The sequence below is a fragment of the Gammaproteobacteria bacterium CG11_big_fil_rev_8_21_14_0_20_46_22 genome (assembly GCA_002796245.1).
In the GTDB taxonomy this organism is placed as follows: domain Bacteria; phylum Pseudomonadota; class Gammaproteobacteria; order UBA12402; family UBA12402; genus 1-14-0-20-46-22.
Map to the genome: position 1 here is coordinate 1 of PCWT01000055.1, position 17,257 is coordinate 17,257.

The 17,257-nt window shown below is 48.3% G+C and carries 15 protein-coding genes and 1 tRNA gene; 1 reads left to right on the forward strand and 15 read right to left on the reverse strand.

Annotated features, from left to right (window positions below; all coding sequences use genetic code 11):
- Positions 1-101: 101 nt before the first annotated feature.
- The 8 genes from holB to COV52_08100 form a co-directional block, all read right to left on the reverse strand.
- On the reverse strand, positions 102-995 hold the full coding sequence (gene holB, locus COV52_08065) for a DNA polymerase III subunit delta' (protein ID PIR10619.1): 894 nt from the start codon (positions 993-995) through the stop codon (positions 102-104).
- Entirely contained in the window at positions 985-1,629 is a 645-nt protein-coding gene (locus tag COV52_08070; GenBank protein ID PIR10620.1) for a dTMP kinase, read from the reverse strand. The genes holB and COV52_08070 overlap by 11 nt, the downstream gene beginning before the upstream one ends.
- A 43-nt stretch (positions 1,630-1,672) precedes the next feature.
- On the reverse strand, positions 1,673-2,677 hold the full coding sequence (locus COV52_08075) for a hypothetical protein (protein PIR10621.1): 1,005 nt from the start codon (positions 2,675-2,677) through the stop codon (positions 1,673-1,675).
- A gap of 67 nt (positions 2,678-2,744) precedes the next feature.
- Positions 2,745-3,941 (reverse strand): beta-ketoacyl-[acyl-carrier-protein] synthase II, encoded by a 1,197-nt coding sequence (gene fabF / locus COV52_08080; GenBank protein ID PIR10633.1) that lies wholly within the window; start codon positions 3,939-3,941, stop codon positions 2,745-2,747.
- 90 nt (positions 3,942-4,031) lie between these two features.
- A complete protein-coding gene (locus COV52_08085; GenBank protein PIR10622.1) occupies positions 4,032-4,283 on the reverse strand; it encodes an acyl carrier protein in 252 nt (83 codons plus the stop codon).
- Between the two features lie 138 nt (positions 4,284-4,421).
- Positions 4,422-5,660, reverse strand: a complete 1,239-nt coding sequence (locus COV52_08090; protein ID PIR10623.1) for a hypothetical protein — start codon at positions 5,658-5,660, stop codon at positions 4,422-4,424.
- A gap of 324 nt (positions 5,661-5,984) precedes the next feature.
- Positions 5,985-8,942 (reverse strand): hypothetical protein, encoded by a 2,958-nt coding sequence (locus COV52_08095; GenBank protein PIR10624.1) that lies wholly within the window; start codon positions 8,940-8,942, stop codon positions 5,985-5,987.
- Positions 8,943-9,129: 187 nt separating this feature from the next.
- On the reverse strand, positions 9,130-10,236 hold the full coding sequence (locus tag COV52_08100) for a hypothetical protein (GenBank protein PIR10625.1): 1,107 nt from the start codon (positions 10,234-10,236) through the stop codon (positions 9,130-9,132).
- Between the two features lie 272 nt (positions 10,237-10,508).
- Between COV52_08100 and COV52_08105 the strand changes: the two genes are divergently transcribed.
- Positions 10,509-11,729, forward strand: coding sequence for an ATPase (locus COV52_08105; GenBank protein ID PIR10626.1), 1,221 nt, complete (start codon positions 10,509-10,511; stop codon positions 11,727-11,729).
- Positions 11,730-11,738: 9 nt separating this feature from the next.
- On the opposite strand, the gene fabG is transcribed toward COV52_08105, so the two are convergent.
- The 7 genes from fabG to COV52_08140 all read right to left on the reverse strand — a co-directional run bounded on the left by fabG (position 11,739) and on the right by COV52_08140 (position 17,146).
- A complete protein-coding gene (gene fabG, locus COV52_08110; protein PIR10627.1) occupies positions 11,739-12,485 on the reverse strand; it encodes a 3-oxoacyl-ACP reductase in 747 nt (248 codons plus the stop codon).
- A 184-nt stretch (positions 12,486-12,669) separates the two neighbouring features.
- Entirely contained in the window at positions 12,670-13,557 is an 888-nt protein-coding gene (gene fabD, locus COV52_08115; GenBank protein ID PIR10628.1) for a [acyl-carrier-protein] S-malonyltransferase, read from the reverse strand.
- Entirely contained in the window at positions 13,554-14,141 is a 588-nt protein-coding gene (gene pgsA, locus COV52_08120; protein PIR10629.1) for a CDP-diacylglycerol--glycerol-3-phosphate 3-phosphatidyltransferase, read from the reverse strand. Before pgsA ends, fabD begins: the two co-directional genes overlap by 4 nt.
- A gap of 83 nt (positions 14,142-14,224) precedes the next feature.
- Positions 14,225-16,024, reverse strand: a complete 1,800-nt coding sequence (gene uvrC / locus COV52_08125) for an excinuclease ABC subunit C (GenBank protein ID PIR10630.1) — start codon at positions 16,022-16,024, stop codon at positions 14,225-14,227.
- A 1-nt stretch (position 16,025) separates the two neighbouring features.
- Positions 16,026-16,688, reverse strand: coding sequence for a two-component system response regulator UvrY (locus COV52_08130; protein ID PIR10631.1), 663 nt, complete (start codon positions 16,686-16,688; stop codon positions 16,026-16,028).
- Between the two features lie 106 nt (positions 16,689-16,794).
- Positions 16,795-17,022 carry a hypothetical protein gene (locus tag COV52_08135; protein PIR10632.1) on the reverse strand — a complete coding sequence of 76 codons (228 nt, stop codon included), beginning with the start codon at positions 17,020-17,022 and terminating at the stop codon, positions 16,795-16,797.
- Positions 17,023-17,056: 34 nt separating this feature from the next.
- Positions 17,057-17,146, reverse strand: a tRNA-Ser gene (locus COV52_08140).
- Between the last annotated feature and the right edge of the window lie 111 nt (positions 17,147-17,257).

A 17,257-nucleotide genomic window follows, 5' to 3' on the forward strand; every position in this document is an offset into this window, starting at 1 on the left:
GTCCTCCATGTCTTTCGATCCTTCTGTAATATTAAAATTACATGGATTCTAACGTTTTTTTCAAAAACCTACACTTTTAATCGCACCCCTTAACATCACCCTCAAAGACCAAGCCTGCACCAATTGAGCATTTGCTGCTCAAACAATAATTCCCCATTTAGGCCGGATATCACTGACCATTGAGCCAGGGCCTGCCTAAGCTCGGCGAAGTAATTCGCCACAGTGATTGAAGGTGTTTGTTTAAAAACCCTCTCCACTGCCTTAGTTAAACAAGAAAAACGTTGCTGAACACTCACGCCTTTGAGCGCGTCTAAAAACTGAAGCAAACTGATGCGCTTGGCCTGCAAATCTGCCCAAGCCGTTTGAAACAAGGATTCACTCTCGCAGAAACCCGACTCATAAGCCGCTAGCGCAGACGCAGGCGCCCCCTCAAAGGCCGCCATGAGCACAGGAATGGTCGATTCAGGCACGCCCTGTTGCAAGAGGCTCTGGTGCACCTGCGATGCACTCAACGGCGGCAAACGCAAGACCACTGTACGGCTTCGAATCGTGGGTAATAACTGCATCGGGCGCGAGCTCATCAACACCCAGCGAGTGGTCTCAGTGGGTTCTTCCAACGCTTTAAGCAAAGCATTACTGGCCGCCGTGTTTAAGCGATCCGCCTGGGTGATCACGACCACCTGTGCGGCACTGGTGTGCGGCCTTTGCGCCACCGCCCTGAGTACCGCCCTGACCTGATCGATTTTGATTGTGTTTGAGGCGCCCTCAGGCACCAGGTGAAAGTAATCCGGATGTGTGCCGGCCTGATAAAGCTGGCACGCGACGCAATGCCCGCAGGCCTTCCCCTGAGACGGCGCCAGGCACAACAAGCTGGCCACAAGCTGCTTGCGCAAACCCTCTTCAAAAACACCCTCACGGTGTGTGATCAATAACGATTGAGGCAAATCACCCTGTGCCAAAGAGTCGGCCAGCTTGTCAAAAAAGCTATCCCACATAGTGTTGAGATAAGAAGCGGTCAACAATGTCTTTTAACTCTTGTCGCACGTGAGACAAAGACTGGCTGGCGTCGACCACCGCAAAACGCTCAGCATCAAGCTTAGCGCGCGCGAGATACGCGCCACGGGCACGCTCAAAAAAATGAATCTTTTCTTTCTCAATGCGGTCAGCCGGGCTACGGTGTTTCGCACGCGTGGCACCCACTTGCGCTGGCGCATCTAACAAGATCGTTAAGTCCGGCTTTAAGCCTTTTTGAACGAGTTTTTCTAGCGCTGCAATATCCTCTTCAGGAATACCGCGACCCGCACCTTGATACGCGAAACTCGCATCGGTAAAACGATCACACAAGACCAACTGGCCTTCTTCCAGAGCGGGGCGAATAATGTGGGCAATGTGCTGCGCACGGCTGGCAAACATCATTAATAATTCAGCGTCTTGTGTCATTTTTTCAGTGAAGTGCGCGAGCAATAACTTACGAATCGCTTCAGCAATTTCCGTGCCACCCGGCTCACGTGTGACGACCACCGGGACAGATTTTTCCTCAAGATAGGCCTGCAAGAAACGAATGGCCGTGGATTTGCCCACACCCTCAATGCCTTCGACTGTGATAAATAAACCTGTTTTTTTGACCATGACTTTTCCGATCCGCCTCTGTGCGCACGATTGTAAACAGCCCCTACGGTGCTTTCAATAAGTATTTTCGAATCGCGGCCTGCTGGCCTTTGAGCGTATTTGAAAACACATGACTGCCATCGCCTTTGGCGACGTAGTACAGGGCCTGCGTGCTGGCTGGGTGCAAGGCCGCCTCAATGGAACCTGGACCCGGCATAGCAATCGGCGTGGGCGGCAAGCCGTAGTGTAAATAGCTGTTAAACGGTGTATCTTGGCGCAGGTCCGCTCGGCTTAAGCTGCCACCTTGATAGTTGGGCATAAGCCCATAGATAACGGTGGAATCGATCTGCAGGTGCATCCACTTCTTCAAGCGAGCCAAAATCACCGCGGCGATCACCGGTTTTTCACGGGTCTTCGCCGTTTCTTTTTCGATCATGGAAGCGACAATCAGCGCCTGATACGGCGAGCGATACGGCAAGCCTTTGGCCCTATCCGCCCAGGCCGTTTTAAGGTAGGCCTGCATGGCCACATGAGCACGATTAAGCAGCGCCACATCACTCGTGCCCCAGCGGTAAAAATAGGTATTGGGAAACAACAACCCCTCCGGGGTCTTGTGATTCAAGCCCATTGCTTTTGCGATTTCACTTAAGCTTTTGCCATTAAGTGTATGTTTTATATTCTTATTGGATGACAACTCGGCCATGACTTGGTAGATCGTCCAACCGTTCACCACAATAAACGCATGGTAAATATCACTGCCCTGAATGAATTGGTTCAAAACATCCGACGATGTGCTATACGGCGCAAGTTCATACTCCCCACCTTGCAAGCGATGCAAATCCCCTCGAAGTCTGGCTAACAACACAAAGGCCTTGGGGTGGCTTAAATACGTTGTATTTTCTAGCACATAGGCCGTGCGAATCGCTGTATTGCCGGGCTTGAGGATAAAACGAACAGGCTCAGCACCGGTGATCGGCATCACCAAGAAGCGCCACCACCAGAGAAGTAAAATTAAAATAATAAAAACAATGAGTAATACAAGGGATTTAATGCATTTTTTAATCTTCATCCCCTCTCACCACCAGAAGCATTATAAAATAGATCGCCACGCTCGTGATACTCGCTCGCGATGACGGTTAAAATGCCTTAAACAACACACTGCCGTTCGTGCCACCAAAACCAAACGAGTTGGAAATCGCCACCCGAATCTTGCGCGCCTGTGCCGTGTGCGGCACCAGGTTCAAATCACAGCCCTCACTCGGGTTATCCAAGTTAATCGTGGGTGGGGCCACTTGATCACGGATGGCTAAGGTCGTAAAAATCGCCTCGATCGCACCGGCTGCGCCCAGCAAATGGCCGGTCATGGACTTGGTCGAACTCACCGCCAAGTGTTTGGCGTGGTCACCAAAGGTGTGCATGATGGATTTCGCCTCGAGCTCATCACCCAAGGGCGTTGACGTGGCATGTGCGTTGATATAATCCACATCGTCAACGTTTAAACCGGCATTAGACAACGCAGCCCTCATCGCACGCTCGCCGCCCATCGGGTCGGGTGCGGTGATATGGTGCGCATCCGCACTCATACCAAAGCCCGCAAGCTCAGCGTAAATCTTGGCGCCACGTTTTTTCGCGTGCTCTAGCTCTTCTAAAATCAATACGCCCGCACCATCGCCCAAAACAAAACCATCGCGGTCTTTATCCCAGGGGCGAGACGCTTTTTCCGGCGCATCGTTTCGTGTAGACAGTGCGCGCATCGCACCAAAACCACACAAGCCAATATCGGAGGTGGCCATTTCAGCGCCGCCTGCGAGCATCACATCGGCATCGCCGTATTCAATCATGCGTGCGGCCAAGCCAATATTGTGCGTACCCGTGGTGCACGCCGTGACCACACTGATATTCGGGCCTTTTAAATTATGCTGGATCGACACATAGCCAGCGGCCATATTGATGATCACACCGGGAATAAAAAACGGAGAAACCTTTTTAGGGCCTTTTTCACGCAGTAATTGGCAGCTGAAATCGATCATTGGCAACCCCCCAATACCCGAGCCCAAGGCCACACCGGCTCGCTCAGATAAAGCTTCATCGATTTCAAGACCCGAGTCGCTCATCGCTTGGCTAGCCGCAGCGGCTGCATAGTGGATAAACACATCGTTACGGCGCACGTCTTTGGCCGCCATGTACAAGCTGGCATCAAAACCGCGCACACTGCCACTGATTTTCGCCGCGCAATGGCTAGTATCAAACTGATCCACCAAACGTATACCGGATTGGCCGGCCACGCAGGCTTTCCAGCTCTCATCGACCGTATTGCCCAAGGGGCTGACCATCCCAAGACCTGTGACTACCACGCGTCGTTTCACACCGTTTTCCCCATATAAAAAAGCGAGCACGCAGCTCGCTTTCTAGAATTGATAGTATTACTCGCCTTTTGACTCTTTCAAGTGAGCGCCAATATGGTCGATCGCTTGCTGAATGGTGGTGATTTTTTCAGCCTCTTCGTCTGGAATTTCCGTTTCAAACTCTTCTTCCAAAGCCATCACCAACTCAACCGTGTCGAGCGAGTCAGCACCCAAATCATCGATGAAAGACGCTTCATTTTTAATTTCTTCGACTTTCATGCCAAGTTGCTCAGCAACAATCTTCTTTACGCGTTCTTCAACAGTGCTCATTCAATTTAACCCTCTTATCGAAAATCTACCTTAGGGGCAAGTGTACCTTGAACTTTTTAAAAAGTGAACACTTTCTAAAGCCGCCAATTGAAAAAAAACCCTGGCGAGTTTCAAGGACTTGGGTTGGGGTTTTGCCGCCTAAAATCCGTAGCCAGGCCCGCATCGATCCTTATCGCCTGCTTTAAGCTTAAGCTCAGACCAAGCTTTATGATCATGCTCTCCAAGGTGCGCCGTAAAAAAACGAACGCCCTCCGCCCTTTCTATTTGATGGTTTCGGGCAGCAGCTGTCATCGCCGCTCTGAGCTCAGCCACTAAACTCACCTCTTCAAAATAGGTCGCCACAAAGTGACAGTCATCGTCTTGATCAACGTCGACTTGGGCCTTTGCAAGCACTGACAGCATGCTCTCAATTTCTCTGAGTGGATTTCTATCCGGTTGGCCAGCCAGCTCAGGATTAACCCCCGCGCGAACCAAAGCCAAAGCAGAGGCATAATGTTGATGGTTGATTGCATAAAACAATGCCGTTGAACCAGAGCGTGAAAGGCAATGTATTGAAGGGTCTGCCGCATCACACATGAGGCTCACAACCCCTTCGGTTAAAACTGGCCTTAATGCGTTTCTTGTCTTGTGAGCTTCGTAGTCTCTAGGACCAGGATGGGTGTAAGGAAGTGGGTTGGGACAGGTAATCAACAATGTATGAAGAAAGGTGCAACCTGCCGGACACCTCACCGACAAAACAGCTTTTTGTTCAAGCGCTTGCGCAACCATGGATTCCAATACCCGCCCCACAACGAAGGTTTGTTGATCGTACGAATGTGAACGCTGAGCAAGCCTGTGTAGCGCTGTGTACCCTTCATTATCTTTTAAAGTAAAGCTTGGCTGAAACACATAAACCAGACTCAGCAACTTAAACACATTACCCGGCGAGTAAGGCGCCAAACTATCGACAATCGCATGTAACAAGGTATTACCCTGCTCATCTTGCGCACTGACAAGCTCCGGACTTCTCATCAACAAATAGAAAAAATCATCCATTTCGTTGTGATCGGGATGCGATAAATACTTAAAGTACTGAGCAACAGAAGGAAAATAGGATCGCGATTTCAAGGCCGAGTGCATCAACGTAAGCTTGTGGTGCTCAAAACAGCTTTTGATAAATGAGTACGCCAACGATAATCGCCCCACACTCTTTGATTCAACAAGCCCAAACAAAGCCGACAAATCACCTGAAGTGATCACCCTCAGCTCTTCAAGTGTTGGCACAACACCGTGTGACTCATACAGATCTAAGGCCGCTGCAATCGCTTTATGTAACGCCGTAGCATTATTCTGCCTAAGTTGAGAAATGGCTTCATCGAAATCTTTTTTCTTGTACATACTCGTCTCCTGTCGTTATTTTTTGACCAATTTTACGGCTAAGCGGCAACGAGCGGCAGCGTAAAAAATACGGTGGTTGGTAAAAAAGAGAACAGGTATGACTCGCCAAGCGATAAATGAAACAGAGTAAAAAGCGCCCCCTAGAGCCTTAGTAGACGGGAAAAAAGAAAAGCCTTAGGCATCCTTATCCGTTTTGCTTGCTTTGCAGCCGAACAAAAAGGTTGGGGAGACTGTTTAGCGACAGCATTGCTCTACTTTTCCGAGATCAGTTAGGTGCTTTTTGGTAGCCCACAACGGTGGGTCACTAAGCCTAGGCACCGTGGCTTAGATTTTGGCCCCAGGAGTAGGCGTCGGTGTCTTCTTACCGTCGCCACCATCATCCTTAGCTAGGGCAGCGCCACGAGCTGGGCTGCCTAAAGCAGTTGGTCGTTGACGTTGAGCACCGACGGCAGCCTCCCCTTCAGTTGGTCCTTTATCTAAAGCAGCAGAAGCTTTACATTCTATGGCTGCTTGTATTTTATCGCCAATCTGATTCCTTTGTTCCAAAGTTTTCACCTGAGCCACATGCAAAAAAGACGCAGGAGAATCATCGATTACAACTCGAAGAGAATCTATTGAGCAGCGTCGCAAGGCATTTTGATGAAAGGACAAATCAAACTCAAGATGACCTTTGAAATCAAGAGTCTTATCGCCGTAAGAACTAGTAAACTGTTGTACAATACGAACCTTATCAGGAGCTAACGCCGTGACGCTTAGGGTTACAGTGTTACCAGTGAACACTTCGAGCATCTGAGCTGCATAATGAAGCGGATCGCCTTCAGACAATTGCTTTACAGACTTGAAGTATTTTTGAGTACACAATAACAAAATATCCGCAGCAAACTCTTCCTTAAAAGAGATACCCCCCCTATTCAAGGCTGTAGTGCAGGCAGATTTTAGACGCTCAACGTAAGCTTCATCACTCTCTTGATTACCTTTTCTGACAGAAAACTTGGCCCCGTCGAGCAACGGATTGTGAGAGCCATCATCTCGGCAAAAGTCCTGAGCAATATGAGCAATATTTGCGTCGCTATACGGATCAAGAAAAGCTAAATCGTTCGCAAGCCCGTCCCTATAGCTTGCTGAGAAAGCTTGTAACAGCTCGTCCTCAGTAGCCACATTCTGTTTTTCACTACTGCCAGACTGCGATAAAGGCTCAGACCCCAGGGGAAGTCTTGGTTTCAGTTTTCGTGCACGCTTACTCGACAAATAGCCTTTGCGAGTGTCTTCTTTGGTAGGGTTTTTATCCGCATCTCCAAAAAACAATTCATGCAAAACCGAGTGCGAGCTTAGCTGCAGAATATCGTCATCAGCCAAAAGGCGAAGCACATCACGATTTCGGCGACCTATGCGCGCCACACGGGTTCTTGTGCCGGTGTAAGGATCAGATTTTCCAACACGGTGTGGATTCGTAAACTGATTGAATGCTTCAATAGCATCTTCTAACTTGACTTCTCCGCGATTGTTTCGAGCAGGCTTAATACGCTCAGCAAGATCACGCAAATGTTTTACAATCGCAGCGCGATTTCCTTCGCCCCTACCATTTTTCATACAGCCGCGCTTAAGGTTTTTGTAGTAAGCAATAATGTCAAGTTCAGGATTTTTATTTTCTGAAGCAATCTGCGGCTGTTTCTTGGAGTTTCGGGCCAACTGGTTAGCTATTGCGCCAAATGAAGAACTAGAGCTCGTTCTTGTCAACGAGCTCACTGAATCAGAGGCCACGCTTGGCGAAGAACCAGGAGGAGAAGAAGAGCCACTAAGACTTGCCCCGTCGTTAGGACCGCTGTCCTCACGCCCATCAGAAGTTACAGAATCGAGAGACCGCTGCTCAAGGTATTCAGCAGCTAATTTATCCAAATAAACGACAGAGGTTGATCGATGTTTCTCAAAAGACGGTGATTGTTTAGACTGCTTTTTAAGTCGTTGTTCAGAAGGCAAGCGCCCCTGCAGACCTGTAATCTCATGTTCGCTCATCGCTAATAGTTCAAACAAGGTGGCTGAGTTCGAAAAGTCCGGTCGAACATTGGCAACTTTGACGTTTTTCTCATCCGAGAAGTCTAAGTCAAACTCAACCTTCACGCGGCTCTTTTGCTCCCCCGGCAAACCTATCTCGAAGGTTTGTACAACATGAAGCACAGAGGCGCTTTTAACCGAGAAACGAAGCTTCGGGTGTGAATTCTGCCCTTCAAGCAGCGGATAAAGTAAGGCTAAATTATGAATTGGGCTTTGTTCGCCAACACCCAACTGAAGTAATCCATTTTGATGCAAGCACTTCAAAAAACGATCAATATGTTGCTCAGAAAATCCGTCAGACTTCAACCAGGCACGATAAGTTTCTGCAACTGCATAGCCCGGTGCTTTGCGGTCATTCCCATGCTCGCTGCTTCGAAGAGCCAACCTTTCATCATGCCCCTCAAAACTCACTGGCGCCGCAGGTCCAATACCCGCAAGCGCCAGGTCGCCATAGGGTATACTTTTATCCTTGGCTAGTTCGCTGAACACGCTGCTTAGCGACTCGTAGCCAAGCTTGAAAAGATGCTGGTTAACATTGGCTTTAATAGCTTCTGATTTTTCTGGGTCCAGGGCGCCCATACCAGGTAAATTACTGAAAGCAGATTTTAAACTCCAAACCGCCTGATGTCTAAACGTATTACTAGAGTCTTGTGCAAGCTTTTTAATTTCAGCAACCAACACTTGTAAATGCTCTTCTTGAGCTTCTGTATTAGGTGACCCAGCATTTCCCACCGGCTGGTCAGCTACTTGCTTGAAGCGCTCTCGTAAACTCGGCTTTTTCGTATCAAACTGAGCTAGCGCTCTTGACTGAGTAGAAACCCGATCTTTGAAATCTCCATTATCTGGTTGAAATTCTTCCAGTAATTTTTCCAAATCCGTATCAGTGAAAGAAAAGCCTTCTTCTCTCAAAAAAGGGTGGCCAGCGCCCTTTTTCGGCAACAAGTGGGACACCAAAGCGACTTTACGGGCGATAGCTTGAGTCTCACCATATAAAAGCGGTTCAGGCTGCATCAACCTTTGCGCAACAGGGTAAAGCAAGTAGATTAAGCGGTCTTCGTATATTGGCCCGCCCAAACGCTTGATATTCCTCAGATTTTGAAAGTGTGGAAAATCTTCGTCGTTAAAGCTAGGGGTATTCGGCCAATTATTATCAAGTTTAATTTTTTCAAAAGCCTCCGGCAAGGGAAGAGCCTGAGAAAAAGCAGCATTCTTATTATTGACCTGATGCATTAAAGCAAGAATGGGCGCAAGGTACGCTCTTCTGTCTTTTGGCAGGCGAACCCGAGTGATCTTCCTTGTCCTTGACTCTGTATTGTCTGAAGCTGCCATAATTAACCATTTGTTTTTAAAGTTTTAAGTGTAGCCGAGCCTAGTGGAAATGCCAGTGGCCTCGACCTGGGCAAAAGCCACTGTAAAATTAAGGCCCACAATACACAGCTGCAGAAGCATCATCTGCAGAAGCATCATCTGCAGAAGCATCAGCAGCAGCTGCAATCTTCTCACCTAAATTTTTACGCGTTACACGTGGTGCCTCTGCAGCAGCAACAGCCTCTGCAGCAGCAGATAAAGCTTGAAGGCCATCACCACCATTATGATCGTCATCATCGTCGCATAATAGAGACGAATCTGTGTGTCGACTGGCGCCGCTTGAGCTCAAAGTAGAATAAGCAAACGATGGCAGGTCTGAAGAATCCGAATTTGGTGTGCCTGCACTACGACACCCATCAGGTGTTCTTTGCTCTGATCGATCTTCATCTGCTTGGGATACGTTGGCCACCTCAGCATCCGCCGCCGAAGGACTTCCCAGGACCTTCACTAAACTCGTAGTGGAACGACCAATAACAACAGCAGGTCCTGCAGAGTTAGCCGTAACGGTCGCTGATTCTGGATGAGCTCTTTGGTAGGCGGCTTTAAGGCGCTGTTTTTTAGAAGCGCTAAACTTTCTTCCAAAGCGAGTACGAGCGTCATCTAAACATTTCTCAAGATCAGACATGCTCTTGACTGGCCCAAACGGGCTATTAGCAAGAAAACGTGCCAACTGTTTTTCAGCCCGTCTTTCTTTCCATGCTTTAAAACGTTGGCCTAGTGACAATCTCTTTTTGGTCTGTGTGTTTTGCTCAAGAGACTTCGAAGCAGCGTCTGCATTGTGAGCATCAGCGACTTGAACAGCGGGGTTTACTGGAAAATCTGCTTGCGCAATTGGTTTCAATCTATCTAGTAAAGCAATAAACTCATCATCATTCGTATTCTTCTCTACGAACTCTGAAAAATACTCGTCTGAGAATTTTTTAAGTGTGGGTAAAAGCTCGTTATAAGCGGTTGCTGCAATAAAATACTTCTTTTTATAGAAACTATTTTCTGTAATCCCGTTCACGTCATCTGCAAGTCTACTACGCTCTCCATCTATTTTAGTATTCGGGGTAGTGCGACAATGCCAATTTAAGTAACGATATATATCAAGTAAATCACGCTCAAACGGAGAAACTCCAGGGGGATAGTTTCGTAACGGTTGCTGGTTGCCCATGAAAACACCTCATTTTCTTTCTTATTGTTGCAGTTCAACTGCAGACTTTTTTAAATTAAGCTGCGCACGCACAGCTAAAACCTTTTTAGCTACGGTCTATTCTAGCCCTTAAACCTTTAGCTAAGCTTAACAAATACCTACGTAAGGCGATGTTTTAAGCAATAAATTTGTACCCGAATTTCTGGAGGCAAAATGGGGTTGCTGTACGCGGCCATTTGACAAAACCCGTAGTGCCGACTAATATAAAGAACAACTTTATATTAGTCAACATTATGTATATTAAGCGAATTTTAGAAAAAATTATCCAAGAAACCAGCCAGAGCTTCCCTGTATTACTGCTCACCGGCCCCAGACAGGTCGGCAAAACTACTTTGCTTGAGCATACCGAAAAAACAAGCCGAAGCTACATCACTCTCGATGACATCAATTTGCGACACGCCGCTCAAGCGGACCCTGAAACCTTTTTAAACCGATTAAGCTTACCCGTGCTCATTGATGAAGTGCAATATGCACCCAAGCTGTTTCCATACATTAAGATTCTAGTCGACAAACTTAAACAACCAGGGCTTATTTGGCTAACCGGCTCTCAACAATTTGACATGATGAAAAACGTGTCGGAATCACTGGCCGGCCGTGTCGCCCTACTTAAACTCCAAGGACTGTCGCTCGCAGAAGAGCAGCATCGCCTAACAGCCTCACCTTTTTTACCAGACCCGGACACACTTGCGACCCGAGCAAAAACAGCCAAACCATTGACTCTCTCGCAAGCGTATCATTGCATTTGGCGAGGCAGCTATCCTCACGTCGTGTTAGACAATGGTAAAACCTGGGAGCGCTTTTACGAGTCTTATGTCACAACGTATATTCAACGTGACGTTCATGATTACTTAAAATTGAAAGACCAGGCACCTTTTTATCGGTTTATGCAAATCATCGCTAGCCGGACAGGTCAAATGCTCAACTATGCTGATTTAAGCAAAGATGTTGGCGTCAGCATTCCTTCGATAAAAAGCTGGGTTGATGCTCTACAAGCTTCTGGGCTCATCTATTTATTGCAGCCCTATTTTAGCAACCACAACAAACGACTCATTAAAACGCCGAAATTATATTTTATGGACACAGGCTTATGCTGCTACCTATCTGGCTGGCTGAACCCCGACGTGCTTGAGCGAGGCGCTATGAACGGAAGCATACTTGAAACCTACGTCGTTACAGAGATTATAAAATCCTATTTTAATGCAGGTAAATCACCAAGATTGTTTTATTATCGCGACAAAGAAAAAAGAGAAATCGATTTACTGATTGAAAGAAACGGCAGCTTATACCCGATTGAAATTAAAAAAACTGCTGCCACTCGAAACATCGATCTCAAAACATTTGAGCGCTTAAATAGCTTGAAAATGCCCATTGCACACGGTGCTGTATTATGCTTGACACAAAGCTTGCTGCCCTTGTCAGAAAGCATCGACGCTGTACCCATCGGCTACATCTAAATCGTATTATCAAACCGTCAACATACCGCCATTCACATGAATGGTTTGACCAGTGATATACGCCGCCAATGGTGAAGCCAGATACGCCACGAGGCTTGCGATCTCCTCCGGCTCGCCAATGCGCTTGGCTGGAATGGCCGCGAGTATGCTTTCACGTTGGGCATCCGTCAGTGCGCGCGTCATGTCCGTATCAATAAAACCCGGGGCGACACAATTCGCTGTAATACCGCGTGAGGCGAGTTCTTGTGCGATGGATTTGGTCAACCCTATTACGCCCGCTTTGGCTGCCGCGTAGTTTGGCTGGCCGGCGTTGCCCGTCACACCCACAATCGAGCTGATATTAATGATACGGCCCCAGCGCGCTTTCAGCATGTCACGTGTGACCGCTTTAGTCAGTTTAAACACGGAATTTAAATTCGTATCAATCACCGATTGCCACTCATCCTCTTTCATGCGTAAAAATAAATTATCGCGGGTGATCGCGGCATTGTTCACAAGGATATCAATGCGTTTATCCGCTGTTTTGGCTTTCATCGCTTCAATCGGCGAGGCTAAATCGTCATCGCAAATATTTAACACAAAACCCTCACCGTTTAGGCCAAGCTCACGCAAATGCGCGGTGAAGTTTTCTGCGCCCGCTTCACTGGTGGCCGAACCAAACACCTGCGCGCCCTGCTCGGCTAACGCCACGGCTATGGCTCGACCAATGCCTCGGCTAGCACCCGTGACAATCGCTGTTTTTCCGCTTAATGGCATGTTTTGCTCCTTTGTTTAACTATCTGCGATCACTGGGATCTTTTCCGGCGAACTACCGCTCATGTCATTGCGAGCGAACGATACTGAGTGCGGCAATCTGGTTCATTAACCTGGAGATTGCTTCGTCGCTACGCTCCTCGCAAAGACGGTTAGCCTCCCTTGTACAAAGGCGGGTTAACCTAGACTACTCAAACGGTGTAAACACCACATCACGATTAATGCGCTTACCCAAACCGCACAACACTTTCTGCGGGCCACATTCAATACACTCTGTCACGCCGTGTTGTATTAATGTGTTCACACTGTCTGTCCAACGCACCGGCGAATACAATTGCGCCAGCAATAACGCTTTCAACTCATCCACATCATGCGCCACATCCGCATTCACATTCTGCACGACCGGAATAGTTGGCATAGTGATCGTCATCGCATCGATCGCTAGCGCCAACTCATCGGCTGCACTTTTCATTAAGGCGCAATGCGAAGGAATACTCACCGGCAAGACTTTTGCCAAACGCGCGCCCGCGGTTTTACACGCCTCTATTGCCGCGTCCACGGCCTGCGCTTCACCGGCAATCACCACTTGGCCGGGCGAGTTAAAGTTTGCGGCAGAGACCACACCGCCTACACTTTCACAGCTTGCGATAACGTCTTCATCACTCAAACCAATCACGGCGGCCATCAAACCCTGCCCGGCTGGCACCGCTTTTTGCATCAGCTGCCCGCGCAAATGCACCAAACGCACGGCGTCTTCAAAACGCATCGCGCCACCTGCCACTAAAGCAGAATACTCACCCAAACTGTGGCCTGCCAAGAACGCCGGTAAATCACGGCCAGAGTTCGCATAGACAGACCAAAGCGCCGTGCTGAATGTTAATAAAATCGGCTGCGTGAGTTCAGTTTTGTTCAGCTCAGATTCCGGGCCGTTTTTCGCGATAATGTAAAGATCCAAACCCAGTACATCGCTGGCACGATGAAAATGATCGCGTATCACACTATCGTAAATGGAAAAGTCTTCGAGCATGCCAAGCTTTTGCGAGCCTTGGCCTGGGAAAATAAAGGCTAAACTCATGAAGGGTCCTTATTATTTTCTTCGTCATCAACGGTCATAAAATCAAAATCTGGCCAAGCAGCCGCTAAATACACACACATCGACCACAGCGTTAAAATGGCTGACACGTACAATAAAATATAACCGGCCCATCTAAACCACTCCGCCTGGATCGCAATGGCGCCGACCAAAATAGGAATCGCAGCCAGTTGCATCGCCGTTTTAAGTTTACCCACAAAACCGACCGCCACATTCGCGCGTTTGCCAAGCTCTGCCATCCATTCACGTAAAGCAGAAATCGCAATTTCACGGCCGATGATCACCGCCGAAGGAATCGCGATGTAATTTAAATGCGGGTTGCTGACCATGAGCACCAAGGCCACAGCCACCATGAGCTTATCGGCCACCGGGTCTAAAAATGCGCCAAACTTTGAAGCCTGATGAAGTTTGCGCGCGAGATAACCATCGAGCCAATCGGTCACGCCGGCGACGATAAAAACCATAGCCGCAATGATTGGTCCAGAAGCGAACGGTAAGTAATAACACACCACAAACACAGGGATGAGAAAAATGCGCAACAGTGTGAGAATATTGGGTATGTTCATAAGCGCCCTGTGTCCTTGCTTGAGGGCTATCCTAACCTAAACGCACGAAAAACAAAACCGCTTATACGCAAGACTGTTTCAATCTATTTCTGAAGATAATCCACTATCGTTTGCGCCAGCGCGAGGCTCACACCCGGCACCTTGGCAATCTCTTGCGCGCTTTTGCCCTGCAAACCACGAAGGCCGCCAAAATGTTGCAAAATCGCTTTTTTACGTTTCGCGCCGATGCCTGGGATCTCATCCAAAATCGATTGGCTTTGGCGTTTGGTTTTCGTTTTTTGATGCGCATTAATCGCAAAACGGTGCGATTCATCCCGCAAATATTGCAATAATAACCGTGCGGGCTCCTGCACATCGATATCAATCACATGACCGGATTGATGCAGTAAAATACGGTCGTTTTCGGCATGCCGCCGATCCCCTTTTTTAATACCCATCAATATCATCGCATTGTCCAGCTCAAGCTCACACAGCGCATCATAGGCTGCGTGCACTTGGCCTTTACCGCCATCAATCAACAGCACCTCCGGGCATGCCCGTTTCGCGCCCTTAAAGCGTCGCGTAATCGCCTGTCGCATTGCCGCATAATCATCGCCCGGCGTGATACCCTCGATATTGTACCGTCGATAATCACTTTTCAACGGCCCCTCGCTGTTAAACACGACGTTCGATGCCTTGGTTGCCTCGCCCTGATGATGACTGATATCAAAACACTCGATACGGCTTAAGCGCTCAAGCTTGAGCGTTGATTTTAAATTTTCAAACTGCTGCTCACTTTGCAATTTTTTAAGTTGCGTGCTTTGCAGTTTAAACGCCGCATTTTTCTGCGCCATGGCCAACCAGGTTTTTTTCTCATCACTTAAACGCACAAAGCGCTTTAAACGCTTACCCCGTGTTTCGCTGATCGCATCCAGCAATAATTGCATAGCCTCGGGCGAAATATCCGCCAACACCGCCTCCGGCAAGGCCGCATGGCTCTGCAAATAATACTGGCTTAAAAACGTTTCAAGCACTTCGGCCGGCGTGTTTTCTTGTGGCAAGCTAAGCTCATCGTATCGATCACCCAAGTAACGACCGCCGCGTATCATCAACACAGCCACGCAGGCCAAGGTGGCCGACACCGCTACCGAGAAAATATCCACATCGCGTTCACTTTGCGAAGTGATCACCTGTGTTTCTTGCACATCACGAATACTGGCAATTTGATCACGCATGTGTGCTGCCTCTTCGTAGCGCATTTCAGTCGCTGCGGCGTTCATACGTTCTGTTAAGCGCATGACAATGTCATCCTCACGCCCCGTGAGAAAATCGACAGCCGCTTGCACATCACGCTGATAGGCTTCATCACTGATATGCCCCACACAAGGCGCACTGCAACGTTTGATTTGATATTGCAAACAAGGGCGTGTGCGGTGTGAAAAATAACTATCGCTGCAATCACGCAACAAAAACACGCGCTGCACCAATTCCATCGTATCACGCACGGCTTGACTGTTTGGATACGGGCCAAAAAAATGACCGCGTTTTTTCGGCTGACCACGGTAAAACGCGAGCCTTGGCGCTCGGTGATCGGACAGCATAAGGTAAGGAAAACTTTTATCATCACGCAGTAAAATATTGTAGCGCGGACGGTGACGTTTAATGAGCTCACATTCAAGCAGCAAAGCCTCCGTTTCTGAGGCGGTTTGCGCGATTTCGATACGCACCACTTTTTGCATTAAGCGTTCAGTTTTTGGCGCTAATTGACTACGAAAATAACTGCTGACCCGTTTTTTGAGCTGCTTTGCCTTGCCGACATACAAAAGGGTATCGGCTGCATCATACATTTGGTAAACACCGGGCGTGGTGGGAAGCTGCTTTAAAAAGACCTCAGCATTGTCCATGTCACTGCAAGGCGTCGCCGCTCTGATCCGCTTGATGGCCAATGATGCCGTAACGCAACGCCATGTGGGTTAACTCCACATCAGACTTGATGCCAAGCTTGGCGAAAATACGGTAACGGTAGGTGTTCACCGTTTTTGGGCTTAGGTGCAATTGCTCTGCAATTTTCTGCACTTTTTGACCCTGCGTGATCATGAGCAACACTTGCAGCTCGCGCTCAGAAAGCTGATCAAACGGCGAATCTTTTTCATCAAAACGTTTCAGCGCTAATTGCTGAGCCACTTCTGAGCTTAAATAACGCTCGCCTTTGTACACTTGTCGCACGGCTTTCAACACTTCATCGGCTGGGCTGCCTTTGGTGATATAACCTGCGGCACCCGAGCGCATTAAACGCGTGGGGAAAATATCATCGTCGCACACGGTTAACACCAGGATTTTAATTTTGGGGTGATAGTGGACCAGCTTGCGTGTGGCCTCGATGCCGCCAATACCGGGCATTTGAACATCCATTAATACCACATCAATCTCTTCTTGTTTGGCCGCTTTTAGCGCAGCTTCACCACTTTCTGCTTCGGCAACGACATCGATATCATCGGCGTCAGCCAACAAGCGTTTAATGCCTTCACGAACGATTTGGTGGTCATCGACCAATAAGACCTTAATCAATATGCTGATCTCTTTCTACTATTTTGATGACAGACATTGTAGGCTATTTCTCACGTGTTTTCAAGAAGTTAAGCTTTTGTGTTTATTTTTTGCTCAGAAGTGGCGGTTAATACGCAGTTTTCCCCTTGGTCGGGGCAACGTCGGTTTCTTTCAACCAACCCTTTGGGTTGGCTTTAGCTAAACTCGTCGGGATTGACTCGGCCCCTTCCTGGGGCCTCGCCCTTCGGGCGCCGTCGCTTTGCTCCGGCGTCCAAATTTGCTCCTGCAAATTTGTCGAACCCCCGTTGTGCGCTATCGCGCACCGGGGCTTCAAATCCTTACCATCACGCGCCAATAAAAAAACCAACCCCTTGGGTTGGCTTTTTTATTGGCGGAGGAGGAGGGATTCGAACCCCCGGAGCCCGCAAAGGCTCAACGGTTTTCAAGACCGCCGCATTCAACCGCTCTGCCACTCCTCCAGCGGGAGACACTATACAGGAAAATTTTGATTTCTCAAGCACCCATCAAAGCGCGGGTGCGATTAAAAGTGTAGGTTTTCATGCCGCTTTTCTTTCTTCCCAATAATCATT

Excerpts from the sequence above, each read along its gene's own strand:
- holB (PIR10619.1), bottom strand. The coding sequence starts at position 995 with ATGTGGGATAGCTTTTTTGACAAGCTGGCCGACTCTTTGGCACAGGGT.
- COV52_08070 (PIR10620.1), bottom strand. The coding sequence starts at position 1,629 with ATGGTCAAAAAAACAGGTTTATTTATCACAGTCGAAGGCATTGAGGGT.
- COV52_08075 (PIR10621.1), bottom strand. The coding sequence starts at position 2,677 with ATGAAGATTAAAAAATGCATTAAATCCCTTGTATTACTCATTGTTTTT.
- fabF (PIR10633.1), bottom strand. The coding sequence starts at position 3,941 with ATGGTCAGCCCCTTGGGCAATACGGTCGATGAGAGCTGGAAAGCCTGC.
- COV52_08085 (PIR10622.1), bottom strand. The coding sequence starts at position 4,283 with ATGAGCACTGTTGAAGAACGCGTAAAGAAGATTGTTGCTGAGCAACTT.
- COV52_08090 (PIR10623.1), bottom strand. The coding sequence starts at position 5,660 with ATGTACAAGAAAAAAGATTTCGATGAAGCCATTTCTCAACTTAGGCAG.
- COV52_08095 (PIR10624.1), bottom strand. The coding sequence starts at position 8,942 with ATGCATCAGGTCAATAATAAGAATGCTGCTTTTTCTCAGGCTCTTCCC.
- COV52_08100 (PIR10625.1), bottom strand. The coding sequence starts at position 10,236 with ATGGGCAACCAGCAACCGTTACGAAACTATCCCCCTGGAGTTTCTCCG.
- COV52_08105 (PIR10626.1), top strand. The coding sequence starts at position 10,509 with ATGTATATTAAGCGAATTTTAGAAAAAATTATCCAAGAAACCAGCCAG.
- fabG (PIR10627.1), bottom strand. The coding sequence starts at position 12,485 with ATGCCATTAAGCGGAAAAACAGCGATTGTCACGGGTGCTAGCCGAGGC.
- fabD (PIR10628.1), bottom strand. The coding sequence starts at position 13,557 with ATGAGTTTAGCCTTTATTTTCCCAGGCCAAGGCTCGCAAAAGCTTGGC.
- pgsA (PIR10629.1), bottom strand. The coding sequence starts at position 14,141 with ATGAACATACCCAATATTCTCACACTGTTGCGCATTTTTCTCATCCCT.
- uvrC (PIR10630.1), bottom strand. The coding sequence starts at position 16,024 with ATGGACAATGCTGAGGTCTTTTTAAAGCAGCTTCCCACCACGCCCGGT.